Below are 11762 nucleotides of genomic sequence, written 5' to 3'. Positions count from 1 at the left end.
GCGATCTCGTCCACACTCTCTGCTCAAACGTCTGTCTGACCTATCAATAGCTGCTAAAGTTGTACAGTACTCAATCAGTTTGTTCATCCTATAGCCTGATGGATACTGAACTGATTTACTATTCATTGGCTATCACGAGGTGCTCTATGTATCCAAACCTCACTGGATTAGGTATTCAAGACCCAAAACAGATCGAACGTTACTCCCTTCGGCAAGAATCTCAAAAAGATGTTCTTAAGATCTATTTTAAAAAGCAAAAAGGCGAGCTTTTTGCTAAAAGCGTCAAGTTCAAGTACCCAAGGCAGCGTAAAAATGTTTTGGTCGACAGCGGCAGCCATCAATACAAAGAAGTGACTGAAATAAACCGCAACTTAACGCTCGTGATTGATGAGTTGAATACCATCACTAAACCTGAAAAATTGGTTGAAGTTGATGTAAAAGAGAAAATCTTGTCTGATCTTCGTCACTTAGAAAAAGTCGTATCCAGCAAAATAGCTGAAATTGAAGCTGATCTCGACAAGCTAAAGTAATCAGCGAATGGCGATAGAAACACTCAGTAAGAGGGCGTTTTGCCCTCTTAACATAATGAAGTGCCTGCTAGTGAATAGTGAAATGCAGAACAGAGCGGCAAGTTAAGTATCTAAAAACGGATTAAGCGAACAACTCCATCCAATCAAACTCCACTAATAACCTTTCCCAAACATCATCAAACTTCGCCTTTAACACCAAATTTTCCTTGGTATAAGGATGAGCAAAGGACAATTCTGATGCGTGAAGGAGTAGTCGATGTGAATCATAGTGCTCCCGAAACAAGCGGTTATGTTTGCCGTCACCATGAGAAGTATCTCCGACAATCGGGTGTCTTAAGTGCGCCATATGTCGGCGCAACTGATGTTTTCGACCCGTCTTAGGCTTCATCTCAACCAAACCGTATCGGGTGGTCGGAAAACGCCCTGTAGACAGAGGAACTTCTACTTTCCCGAGTGGCTGATAAAACGTGATCGCCTCTTTGGCTTCTTTGTCTTTATCTGCAAATTTATCCGCTATTTTGTCCAACTCTTCTTTCAAAGGATAATCCAGCGTGTCACCCTGCTCTATCCATCCTCGCACTATCGCGTGATAGGTTTTCTGCATTTCATGATTCGCAAACATCGGCATCACTTCCGAAGCCACCTCGCTAGATAATGCAAACACCAACACACCAGAAGTCGGTCTGTCGAGTCGGTGTAATGGAAAAACATGTTGCCCAATTTGATCGCGTAATGTTTGCATCACAAACTGCGTTTCGTGTTTGTCTAACCAAGAGCGATGAACCAACATTCCGGCAGGTTTATTTACAGCAACCAAATACTCATCTTGAAATAAAATGTCTAGCACGACGCAAATGCCTCATCGAAGTCAGAAATAGCTGCTAACACTTTTATCTTCGATGCATCATCTTTCCAAACTTCTTCAAAGTATGGCAAAAGCTGTAACGCGGAAGGTAAAGGTTGGCTTGCGCTTATCATCGCTTCTAATCGGGTAATGAATATCCATTGCAACCACTGATGCGGTTCTAACGTGTCGTAAGCAAAGGGTTGTTGGCTTGCTAGCGCCTCAGAAGAAGGAGGTGTAGATTCCCAGAGGTTTTCTTGCTGCAAAGCGGTTTTAAGATTCTCGATAAGGATCGATATTCGAGCAGTATTCATCTATTTCGTTTCAAATGGCCTTGAAAATTGTCCATAGAGTACCATCTATTGGCTAAAGACATATAGGATAACAAGTCAGTCCATGGACACCATTCATACCCTTACCCAACTTCTAAGTGATAGTCATTGCGAGTACCAAGTTTTCGATTTGGGTCGCCGTATTACGAAGATCGATCCCAACACATTTGCAAAAGTGGAATTGGGACAACAAGCTTACCCCTTCCCAATGCAGCGTAAGGCACACATTGCTATTGCTTACTGGAACGAATCGAAACAGCCTTGGATCTGGTTTTTGAAGTTTGAATTGGATGAACGTGGGCTACTCAAACAGGCTGACGTGGGTAACTTTATTAAATACATCATCGAAGCCATGGGTACGCGACTGGGAGGTGATCTGAGTGAAGAGCAACAAGAAAAGCTCTCTAACAACCCCTACACCTTCAAGCCATCAGAAGACAAAATGGCCGTGTTCCACAGCCAAATCCGAGCAAAGCTGTCGATGCAAACAAGCCAATACTATGAACATGCACAGCACTATTTCTCGGGTGGTTTAGGCTGGAATAACTGGCAGACAATTGGAATACAAGGCATTGCAGACATCTGTGCCCGCTTTGGCATTGATCAAAATGGTGTGATGCTAAAAAAAGCGCTCCACCAACTGCCTAACGAACCACTTTATGCCTTATTGGGTGTGCTAGAACACTGTGAACTCCCTGATAACCTGGGGAAAGCCATACAAGAAAAAGCGCTCTCTGAATGCAATTCCGACACGCCAGACTTGTTTCTCGTATCAGCATTAGTGAGATCATTGGCTGGGTCTTCAAACTCTCTTAACTTAGTCGTCGACCATATATTACAGAGCCCGAGATTGAGCCATCAGGAAGTATTGGTGGGGATTGCTGGAAGAAGCTGGTCATCATTAGCGGATACAGAAAGAGCTGGGCAGTTTTTATTAAGACTTGCACAAACGGGAAATCAAAACCTGTTCAACCAGCTATTTGCTGATCTCGTTATGTTGCCTGAACTGCGAATGGTTTTACTGCCATTACTTCATAACGCGCCATCGCAAGAATTGGCCACTGCCTTACTGAAACTTCAGCAAAATACACGTTCTCAATAAACAGCGCCAAAGGATGGAATAATGATAGGGAATCTTTTCACAATCATACTGGTCACCCTGTTTTGTTTGTTGTTCTGGCAACAGCGCAGACAATCTGAGCTAGCAAAACAGATGGTTGCACATCGCTGTAAGCAGCTTGAGATACAAATGTTGTCTGTTTCTTTCAAGGGGCACAAAATTCGCCATAAGACAGGCAAATTAGGTTGGCACACCATTTACCAGTTTGAATTCTCGGCGCTTGGGGATGATTACTACATCGGAGAGCTTACTATGGTGGGCTTTCATGCAAGTCACTTCGAGATCCCACCTTATCGGATGTAACACCGTTAGTATGTCAATCCACTTGTGCCCAAACAAGAAAATACTCAAACAAAAGAAAAGCCCCGATACTCGCGTATCGGGGCTGTAGTCTTACTCGCAGCAATCCGGCTACTAACAGTGCTCCATGCATCAAATCCTTGATAGTATGCTGTGTTCCTTCAGCTTAATCCTTTCGTCGCCATCCTAGCGGTGTCCATGATCCTATCCTGATCTGCTAACCTTCCTGATTAGCGCACTCACTTGTTCCTTGAGCGGTGTCCCTTACATCATCCTGATGTTCGTTCCTTGCCTCTTCCTAGAGGTGTCCATTGTCTTTCCTTTGTCGTCATCTTCCTGATAACGATTGAGTCCATTCAATGTCCTTTTGCTCCATGCTGATCATTCATCCTGAATAACCAAATCTTCTTCCTGAAGATAACCATTCCTTGGTTGTTTCCTGTTCCGTGTCGGAATCCTTCCGACAGAGAACAGATTACGTTTATCTCTTTTTAGAGCAACTTAGCCATCTCACATTTCTTTATGAGAAGAAATATCATCAAATAATTTTACATTATATATCAGTTGCTTAGTAACAAATGGCAATAATACCTCAATATAAATAGCAAACATTTCCTACACCTCTTGTAAGAGATCTCTCACAAACTAACGAGCAAATAACTCGAGCCCCTCGTTAAACTCACTACAAATAACCAGTGCTGGCGCACACTTCTTGGAACCGATATTATTAGCGCATATTCATTCAGGTCTGTAGACCTTGGTGATCAGTTGAATTTAAGGATTTCAAAATGAAAACTCAGGACATTACGGCAGAATTGGAAGCGGCTATTCAGTCTTTGGCCGACCAAGGCAAAGAGCCTACTGTCGCCTTAGTGAAAACAAGAATGAAAACACCAGCCCCAATGCCTGCTATTATTGCTGCGATTAAAAGCTGGAAATCTTCATCTTATGTCCCAAAAGTTGAAGTTGGGGTCAGTGAACCGTCTAGCAGTGAACGTGTTACTTTGCTGGAAGCACAGATCGTTACTTTTGCTAAGCAAATTGAAGATCTGACTAAACGAATTGAAAAACTAGAGAATCAATCATCATGAAAATCTGGGTAGACGCCGATGCTTGTCCTAAGGTCATCCGAGAAACACTCATACGCGCCGCAGAAAGAACAGGAATTACCACCACATTCGTAGCTAACCACGCGATACCATTACCAAAGCGGAATAATATTCATGCTCTGCAGGTGCCTAGCGGCTTTGACATCGCCGACGATGAGATTGTGAAAAGAGTCGAAGCACAAGATCTCGTTATCACATCTGATATCCCTCTTGCCGATGAAGTGATCAGTAAAAATGCTTTAGCTTTAAGCCCAAGAGGAGAGTTATTCACTAAAGACACGATAAAAGCTCGACTGAATATTCGCGATTTTATGGATACAATGCGCTCTAGCGGAGTACAAACTGGTGGTCCAGCCGCGCTTTCCCAAACAGAAAGAAGAGAATTTGCCAACCAATTAGACCGATTTTTGGCGAAACACCGCTAACTTTAAGCCCGCAACTAGGGTAATTTCAAAGCTACCTCTGGTTAATTTCAGGCTTCATGGTGTCGGATACCACGTGTATAACTGCAATCCAAGCTTTGCGATGTTCTTCAGTATAAGATGCTCCAAGCCCCGTTTTTAATGTGTATAACAACGCGTTACCAACTGGGCTGAAGTGTGCACGTTTAACACCATATTTGTTGTGGCGTTGTGCGAGCTGGATAAGAACTGGAACAAGAGCATTCAAGTCTTGCAAACCTTCGACCGCAGCTTTAAGCATCATCATGAGCTTTCTGCCTTGAAGCTTTAAATCTCCCTTAAAAAGAGGGCGAAGCTCGGGTTCATATTCAAATAGCTTGTTATAAAATATCTCTGCTGCTTGCTCTGAAATAGGCTCAACTTGCTTAAATGATTGTTGAACCAAAGATATTTGACGTTGCGTTACTGACATAATCACCCTCTATTCCCTGACCTGCGTATTGAGGTCCGTTTATTTCGAAAAATGAACAGACGTAATACCCAAGTGACCTTAAGATGCAGGATTCAGAGCCTGAACCACGCATTTTGAGATTACTTGAGTATATAAAGTGTAGGCAGATTAAAAACGCCACGCGAGTGCGTGGCGAATTCTTAAACAGATTTGTCGATTAGTCTTTGAAGTCCCATGATAAATTACTCACTAGCAAGCAATCGTCACATTTAAAGTCGAAAACGCCATGAACAGGCTCATCTAACTTCCAGTCCCCTTCACATTTGGGGCACTTTCTGGACAGCTCTTCTTCTTTGCTTTTACCACCCACCCGATAGATATATAGGTAAGTAGGGATCCCACTCACGACTTTAATTCGACGACATAAATCCCACCCACGACGAAACAGTAAACTTTTACTCGAAGAAATTTCGTAGAGTGATGGGTGCTCAACCACCGAACCATTCATCTGAAGCTGATCGCACGCACTCCAGTCTTCTTGCCATTTTATGATTTGTTTTTGATCACCATTTGCGACAGCAGGTAAGCGATACAGTGGAACGGGTTGAAAATGTTCACCGCATCGAATCGGCGAACAAGTATGCAGATAACTGGTATAGAGGATTTGCCAATCTCGCTCACCACACCCATCACTGGGATCGGAGTTCATGTCCTCACCGATCACTTTAATTTTTGGCTGAAGTAACCCCGAATCTGCCAATATATCCATCGCATGCTTAACTTGAGGGCTGTGGAAGTCTGGATGCAAGCTATTGGATTCAGGGCAAACAACGCGCGCGGTAAAAATTGCACCATCCATCGAAACAGGCAGTTCTCGCCCTAAGACTTGTCCGTTGTATCTCAGACAATCAAGTACATAGTTCACCGCTTTCTCTACATCGCCCATGGACGTATCGCGGTACACTTCAAATGAGAGTTCAGTAATGTACATCTATTTCACCTTACTGCACATCAGGCGTCAGTTGCGCCAAGAATTCTTCGACAGAAGCCGCTAATACGTCCCTTTTATCCGTTCCTAAACGCTCAAAAATAACTTCGCCCGTTAAATTACAGATTGAAATTACATCCATTTCAGCTTCGGTTGAACCAATGAATACCGTTGGCTTTAGCTTTAGCCTGCGCTGCATCACCAAATGACCAAGAATATTCTCTTGCAACCTAAGGAAATCATCTTCACTCCACACTTGAAGTAAAGTTAAGGGTTTACCATCCCATAGCGCTTCCATGTCGCCACAGAACTGACAGCTGTAGAAGGCTTTTATGTCTTCATGAATAGTCAGCTCAATGCCGCTCTCTACGTTGCTAAAGTCTGCCCACTCATCTCGGTAAACAGGTTGCCACTCAACAAAATCATCGCTTTGCTGCTCAATACAAGGAGAAGGGATGCCTGCTAGTTCTTCGCTTTTAGGAAAACTAGAGTGCTTCTCTTGCCATGAAGATACAAAGGATTCGCTGAACGACTTTAAGGCACGTGCAACATTTTGAGACATTGATTGCTCCTAGATACTCATCATAGATTGATGACAGAATTAAAGGGATTAAGTAAACTCCGAGGTATTCTAATCGATCTTTTAAAGCAAGTATGAGCAAATATTCGAACGCCGAAGAATTGGCTGGTTTAACTCTTGGACAAAAAACGGAATACAGCAGCCAATATGACCCTTCTCTTTTACAGGGTGTTCCTCGAAGTCTAAACCGCAATGATATCCAACTAAAAGATGAACTGCCTTTTGTTGGGGTCGATATATGGACGTTATATGAGCTCTCTTGGCTAAACGAAAATGGGCTTCCACAAGTTGCGATTGGTGACGTAGCTCTTCCAGCCACAAGCCCAAACCTAATTGAATCTAAATCATTCAAACTTTACTTGAACAGCTTTAACCAAACTCGATTTAGTCATTGGGATGAGGTCAAAAAAGCCTTAATTAAAGACTTGTCTGAATGTGCCGGCGAAGCTGTGGATGTCGTCATCAACCCTGTCACATTTTATGATGATCAACCTATTGTCAGTTTCAAGGGTGAATGCATCGACAATCAGGACATAAAGATAGAACATTATGAATTTGATCCTGCATTACTTCAGAACTCGACTTCTGATGAACTTGTTTCTGAAACTTTAGTCAGCAATCTTCTCAAATCAAATTGCTTAATCACCAATCAACCTGATTGGGGGAGTGTATCCATTCAGTACACAGGGAAGAAAATTAACCGCGAATCTCTTTTACGCTACCTTGTCTCTTTCCGAGAGCATAACGAATTTCACGAGCAGTGTGTGGAACGTATTTTTACAGATATTCAAAAACACTGCGCGCCGACCTCGTTAACAGTATTTGCGAGATACACCAGACGCGGTGGATTGGATATCAACCCTTATCGTTCGACAGAACAATCAAGACCGGACAACAATCTGCGCCTAGCAAGACAATAGAAGCGACTTAAGCCTGGAGTACAAAGGAATGAAATTTTTTGGTTGGTCGGGGCTGCTTTTTGCCATTTTGCTGCAAAGCCAGACTGCAATGGCAAAGCTCTACACATCACCGGTTCTCAATGAGGCCGCAAGTTTGGTTGAAGTTGACCCGATAAAATCTAAGAAAATAGCCACCAAATTTCTCCGTCAGCGAAAATTGACCGACGCCTCGCCTAAAGGACCGTCGGCAATCCCTAGAGAAGATACAGACAATTCTTTACGTACTCCAAGCAGCAGCATTGATGCTCTACAAATTCTTGCACAAGTGGAAATTGCGCTTGGTGATCCTCGCAATGCCTTTTTACATTTAGAAAATGCAGAAAGGCTCGCCAATAACCACGACTTACCATTAATCGCGCTTGAAACTCTGCAGCTAAGAGCAGAATTACTTTGGCTGCAAACCGGAGACATAAAAAAGGCTCAGCCTATCATTCAGAAAGTTGAGCAAGAGCTTCTCCAGCCACATACGGCTTCAAGCCTTATTACCGACCTTCAATATAGATTGGCGATGCTCAAAGGTGAAATTGCATCCTTTGAAGGGGATCGTGTTAACGCAGAGTTAGAATATAAAACTGCATTCGAAATCCTAGCCAAAATTACACGGATCGATACCGTGATTAATTACCATATCGAGCTAGGTAAACACTATTTACGCTACAAATCCTACGATTTAGCGTTAACAGAATTGCTTACCGGATACTGGATGGCAATAGAAAAAGACAGGAGCCAAGAATTAGCAAAAGCGAACTATCAACTTGCGCAGTTATTTAGACAGCGTCAAGTTCTTGACAAAGCTCTAGAACACCTAGCTCGCTCTGCAGATTTCTACCGAAATTACGAACAATCGCAGATTTTAGGCGATGTAATTAAACAAATGGCGGATATATATTTCTTACAAGGAAAGTATAATTTGGCATTAGTACGTTATTTTAACGTACTCGATCATGAATACTTAGCACGCGATATTCACGATGCGATTGAATTAAGATTAAGCATTGCTGACACTTATTTACAGTTATTTAACTTTACGCTAGCAGAGCGATATTTAGACCAAGCAAAAAACTTAGTCAATTACACTCAAATAAAACCACTGAAAGCACGTACGTTATTACTCACTGCCAGCTTGGCACTGCAACAAGAACAAACTTCAAATGCGCTAAATAATGTAAGAAAAGCGCTCGCAATAGGTCAAGATTTATCCGATAACTTTATTTTATTGCAATCTTATCGAGTGCTATCTGCTGCATATGAACAAAATGGCGATTTCATAGAATCATTAAATGCGCTTAAGAAGTTTTCTATTCTCAACGCCAGCCAGCAAAGAAGGTTGAATGAAATCAACGAGGATGTGTTGAAGCAGCAAAAGGACATCATTGAGCAATCTTTACATTACAAAGGACTGGAAGAAGAGCTAAAAATAGCGCAACAAGAATTTAGAAAATTCCAAAATACAGCGTTTGGTTTATTTATCATCACAGTGATATTGGTGCTATTTGTTTTAAGACGTGGTTATGTAATAGACAAATTAAAGGGTGAAGTTAAAGCGCTCAGACTCGATTTGTATACTCATGCCCGTTCAGGTCTTCAAAATTTGAGGCTGCTCAATAAAAAATTACAGAATTCATTAGCGCGCAGCAGTGCAACATTCGAACAATGGCAGCTAGGTGAGCTAATCAGTGAACCATTCAGCGACCGACTGCGCTTCGTTATGTTTGACTTACCATTTTTGCGCAACACGTACCTTGAACTGGGCTATCAAGCGGGGCTAGAACTAGAGAGATCTTTCGGGGAGTTTATAAAATCGAAAGTCAGCAGACCTGCCCGCCTTTATCACTTTTCAGACGCTATGTTTCTGTATGTTGAGCCCAATACTAAGACTGCAACCGAACCGCAACAAATGTTCGATAAGATTTGCAGCTGGATCTCAGAATTTGAGCCAGAAAGAAAAATATCGCGCAAAGTTCACGTAGGTATGGCAGATTATCCTTTCTTGCCTAGAGCATATACCGCGATTAACGATCAAGAATTAATAGATATATTACTGCTGTCGACAAACCTTGCTCGTGGAATAGAAAAAAATAGCGATGAAAGCCAATGGGTCTATTTACGAGCAATTGAAAATGCTCCAGCAGCAAGTTTTGCGACCGATAATATTCGACTTGCATGTAAGCAAGCACTAAACCAAGGGTTAATAAAAGTCCAATCATCATGCCAAAATGAGGATGACATCAAAAAATTGACACTATCCGAGTGATAAGTGAGCACTTAACTCCTGATTAAAGTGACCTTATTTTGTTTTTTGTTATTATCATTGAACTGTTTTCGCCATCGCGGTTTATTGGCATCTGCTTTTTATGAATGATTTGGATACTCTTGAGCAAGAGTTGAAAGACGAATTACATGATTTAAAGTGTAAATTAGATCATGCGCGTCTTTCGCATCGAGATTCTCTTTTTAAATTTAAAAGAGAACAAAACGTTCTTAAGCGTATAGTTGCTAATCTCAGTGATGCATGCAAAGGTAATAACCAAGATCTTGATAAAGGTTTGTCGCTATTAAAGCAAGACCTAGAACACCAACAAGATGTCACAAAGTTAATACCTAAGCTGGTCGTCATAGAGAGAATGCTAAAGCAAAACACGGTGACCATGGAAAAAAAGACAATTCACTTAGACGAGCGAATTAAACATAGCGGAGAAACGTTGCAGCGCATCCCTGGTCTGCCTGCACAATTAAAACGCGATCTCCGCAACCTGCTTCATTTCCCAAGCCGAAAGCTGACCCAAGAAATTGACCAAGCAATTCGTCTTTTGGGTATATACGAGCGCGCCACAAAAATTATGGCGTCGAATTCCCGTAATAACCTCAATTTAGAAAAAGCCGTCGATCAGGAAATTTTTGATCGCCTCTCTGAAGAACTGCAAAACCTGATCACTGAATTGGATTTTGATGGTGAATCTGGTGAATTATTAACCGACATTAGAGCTAAGCTTCTCATTGGTGTTCCACCGAATGAATTGTTTGAATTAATACTTCAGATCTTAAAGCTTGTTATTCAAGGCACCCATTTTGAGCGTAAAACCTCTGAGCAGTTTTTAGATCAGGTCAACACCTCTCTTAACACCGCAATAAAGAACACATCGCAAAACATCGAGCAAAGCCTCTCTTATTCTGAACACCGTAAGATGATGCATTTCGAAATCAACGATTTGGTCTCACAGGGCAAAAGTAATTTGGAATCCGATTTGGATGCCGAGGCGCTCAAGCTCGCCATCGCGCCTCTTTTGGATAAGATCGGTTCGCTAACAGAGCGCTTGCAACACATCGAAAAACGAGAGCAAACTCTGACCGAAAGGCTCAGCTACAGCCATAACCAGCTGGAAGCGCTTCAAGAAGTCACTCAAGACTATCGCCGTCGATTACAAGATCAGGCACAAAGGCTTCTCCTTGACCCTCTCACTAAAGTGTATAACAGAGCAGCACTCGCGGATAAACTTGAGCTGGAGTACCGTCGTTGGATTCGAGCACAACACTCTTTCCGAATTTTGTTGCTTGATATCGATAACTTTAAAACGTTAAACGATAGCTTTGGGTACAGTGCAGGTGACAAAGCATTAAAGATCATCGCTCGCACCATAAAAAAGGCAGTGAAAGATACCGATATCGTAGCGCGGTTCTCTGGTGAAGAATTCTTAGTTCTGCTTCCCGATCAAGTGGACTCAGAAACTCACGTCGTTACACAAAAGATTCAAGCGCAAATATCCAAGCTGCCATTTAAGTTTAGAGACCAAAACATCACCATTACTGCCTCTGCGGTTTGTGCTGTCTTCGGTGATACGGATACCCCAGAAGAAGTGCTTGAAAGGCTGCAACTCGGACTTAAAAACGCCAAGAGAACGGGTCCGAATCAACTGATCTGGCTGTAACCTCTCGCTTTCATCTTTTCATTAGAAAAAATTGTCTGATGTCCCTCCCGATAACCGAGCTGACTCTTTCATTCCTATAGCCATCTTCACAATTGCTGCTTCAGCTCATAGATTTTGCTCTGAGTTGTATACTTATCGCTCAATGATCGAAATTAATTTTTCGACCGTTTAACCACTTTTGTCTCGGTGGATACCTCAGTTTATTGATTTATCCCTTAAAAG

13 protein-coding genes are annotated in these 11762 nt (G+C 42.2%); 8 read left to right on the top strand and 5 right to left on the bottom strand.

Annotated features, from left to right (window positions below):
* The first annotated feature begins 146 nt into the window (after positions 1 to 146).
* Positions 147 to 530 carry a DUF3461 family protein gene (locus VPNCDNU1_RS20130; protein WP_101110643.1) on the top strand — a complete coding sequence of 128 codons (384 nt, stop codon included), beginning with the start codon at positions 147 to 149 and terminating at the stop codon, positions 528 to 530.
* Positions 531 to 651: 121 nt separating this feature from the next.
* Here VPNCDNU1_RS20130 and truC read toward each other — a convergent pair whose 3' ends face one another.
* Positions 652 to 1386: a tRNA pseudouridine(65) synthase TruC gene (gene truC, locus VPNCDNU1_RS20125; protein ID WP_104401988.1), complete on the bottom strand. Its 735-nt coding sequence runs from the start codon at positions 1384 to 1386 to the stop codon at positions 652 to 654.
* Positions 1371 to 1688 (bottom strand): YqcC family protein, encoded by a 318-nt coding sequence (locus VPNCDNU1_RS20120; protein WP_104401987.1) that lies wholly within the window; start codon positions 1686 to 1688, stop codon positions 1371 to 1373. The genes truC and VPNCDNU1_RS20120 overlap by 16 nt, the downstream gene beginning before the upstream one ends.
* Positions 1689 to 1770: 82 nt before the next feature.
* Here VPNCDNU1_RS20120 and VPNCDNU1_RS20115 point away from each other — a divergent pair, with 82 nt between their 5' ends.
* From VPNCDNU1_RS20115 to VPNCDNU1_RS20100, 4 genes are all read left to right on the top strand, one after another.
* On the top strand, positions 1771 to 2808 hold the full coding sequence (locus VPNCDNU1_RS20115; protein ID WP_104401986.1) for a DUF3549 family protein: 1038 nt from the start codon (positions 1771 to 1773) through the stop codon (positions 2806 to 2808).
* 21 nt (positions 2809 to 2829) lie between these two features.
* Positions 2830 to 3129 carry a DUF3301 domain-containing protein gene (locus VPNCDNU1_RS20110; protein ID WP_101110647.1) on the top strand — a complete coding sequence of 100 codons (300 nt, stop codon included), beginning with the start codon at positions 2830 to 2832 and terminating at the stop codon, positions 3127 to 3129.
* Positions 3130 to 3914: 785 nt separating this feature from the next.
* A complete protein-coding gene (locus VPNCDNU1_RS20105; protein WP_104401985.1) occupies positions 3915 to 4217 on the top strand; it encodes a hypothetical protein in 303 nt (100 codons plus the stop codon).
* A complete protein-coding gene (locus VPNCDNU1_RS20100) occupies positions 4214 to 4660 on the top strand; it encodes a YaiI/YqxD family protein (protein WP_101110649.1) in 447 nt (148 codons plus the stop codon). Before VPNCDNU1_RS20105 ends, VPNCDNU1_RS20100 begins: the two co-directional genes overlap by 4 nt.
* Positions 4661 to 4691: 31 nt before the next feature.
* Here VPNCDNU1_RS20100 and VPNCDNU1_RS20095 read toward each other — a convergent pair whose 3' ends face one another.
* From VPNCDNU1_RS20095 to syd, 3 genes are all read right to left on the bottom strand, one after another.
* Positions 4692 to 5108, bottom strand: a complete 417-nt coding sequence (locus VPNCDNU1_RS20095) for a globin family protein (protein WP_104401984.1) — start codon at positions 5106 to 5108, stop codon at positions 4692 to 4694.
* A 196-nt stretch (positions 5109 to 5304) separates the two neighbouring features.
* Positions 5305 to 6078, bottom strand: coding sequence for a Zn-ribbon-containing protein (locus VPNCDNU1_RS20090; RefSeq protein WP_104401983.1), 774 nt, complete (start codon positions 6076 to 6078; stop codon positions 5305 to 5307).
* Positions 6079 to 6088: 10 nt separating this feature from the next.
* Positions 6089 to 6637, bottom strand: a complete 549-nt coding sequence (gene syd / locus VPNCDNU1_RS20085; RefSeq protein WP_104401982.1) for a SecY-interacting protein — start codon at positions 6635 to 6637, stop codon at positions 6089 to 6091.
* A gap of 92 nt (positions 6638 to 6729) precedes the next feature.
* Here syd and queF point away from each other — a divergent pair, with 92 nt between their 5' ends.
* The 3 genes from queF (at position 6730) to VPNCDNU1_RS20070 (ending at position 11540) form a co-directional block, all read left to right on the top strand.
* Positions 6730 to 7575: an NADPH-dependent 7-cyano-7-deazaguanine reductase QueF gene (gene queF, locus VPNCDNU1_RS20080; RefSeq protein WP_104401981.1), complete on the top strand. Its 846-nt coding sequence runs from the start codon at positions 6730 to 6732 to the stop codon at positions 7573 to 7575.
* Positions 7576 to 7603: 28 nt separating this feature from the next.
* The gene (locus VPNCDNU1_RS20075; RefSeq protein WP_104401980.1) at positions 7604 to 9868 is read left to right on the top strand and encodes a hypothetical protein; all 2265 of its coding nucleotides are present in this window, start codon (positions 7604 to 7606) and stop codon (positions 9866 to 9868) included.
* Between the two features lie 100 nt (positions 9869 to 9968).
* Positions 9969 to 11540 (top strand): GGDEF domain-containing protein, encoded by a 1572-nt coding sequence (locus tag VPNCDNU1_RS20070; protein ID WP_371410805.1) that lies wholly within the window; start codon positions 9969 to 9971, stop codon positions 11538 to 11540.
* Positions 11541 to 11762 lie beyond the last annotated feature (222 nt).

Origin of the sequence: Vibrio penaeicida, from assembly GCF_002933855.1 — a bacterium.
Classification (GTDB): Bacteria; Pseudomonadota; Gammaproteobacteria; order Enterobacterales; family Vibrionaceae; genus Vibrio; species Vibrio penaeicida_A.
This window is presented reverse-complemented; position numbering and strand designations above follow the sequence as displayed.

Bases quoted from the DNA above. Each gene is read 5' to 3' on its own strand.
- VPNCDNU1_RS20130 (WP_101110643.1), top strand. From the start codon at position 147: ATGTATCCAAACCTCACTGGATTAGGTATTCAAGACCCAAAACAGATC.
- VPNCDNU1_RS20120 (WP_104401987.1), bottom strand. From the start codon at position 1,688: ATGAATACTGCTCGAATATCGATCCTTATCGAGAATCTTAAAACCGCT.
- VPNCDNU1_RS20115 (WP_104401986.1), top strand. From the start codon at position 1,771: ATGGACACCATTCATACCCTTACCCAACTTCTAAGTGATAGTCATTGC.
- VPNCDNU1_RS20110 (WP_101110647.1), top strand. From the start codon at position 2,830: ATGATAGGGAATCTTTTCACAATCATACTGGTCACCCTGTTTTGTTTG.
- VPNCDNU1_RS20105 (WP_104401985.1), top strand. From the start codon at position 3,915: ATGAAAACTCAGGACATTACGGCAGAATTGGAAGCGGCTATTCAGTCT.
- VPNCDNU1_RS20100 (WP_101110649.1), top strand. From the start codon at position 4,214: ATGAAAATCTGGGTAGACGCCGATGCTTGTCCTAAGGTCATCCGAGAA.
- VPNCDNU1_RS20095 (WP_104401984.1), bottom strand. From the start codon at position 5,108: ATGTCAGTAACGCAACGTCAAATATCTTTGGTTCAACAATCATTTAAG.
- VPNCDNU1_RS20090 (WP_104401983.1), bottom strand. From the start codon at position 6,078: ATGTACATTACTGAACTCTCATTTGAAGTGTACCGCGATACGTCCATG.
- syd (WP_104401982.1), bottom strand. From the start codon at position 6,637: ATGTCTCAAAATGTTGCACGTGCCTTAAAGTCGTTCAGCGAATCCTTT.
- queF (WP_104401981.1), top strand. From the start codon at position 6,730: ATGAGCAAATATTCGAACGCCGAAGAATTGGCTGGTTTAACTCTTGGA.
- VPNCDNU1_RS20075 (WP_104401980.1), top strand. From the start codon at position 7,604: ATGAAATTTTTTGGTTGGTCGGGGCTGCTTTTTGCCATTTTGCTGCAA.
- VPNCDNU1_RS20070 (WP_371410805.1), top strand. From the start codon at position 9,969: ATGAATGATTTGGATACTCTTGAGCAAGAGTTGAAAGACGAATTACAT.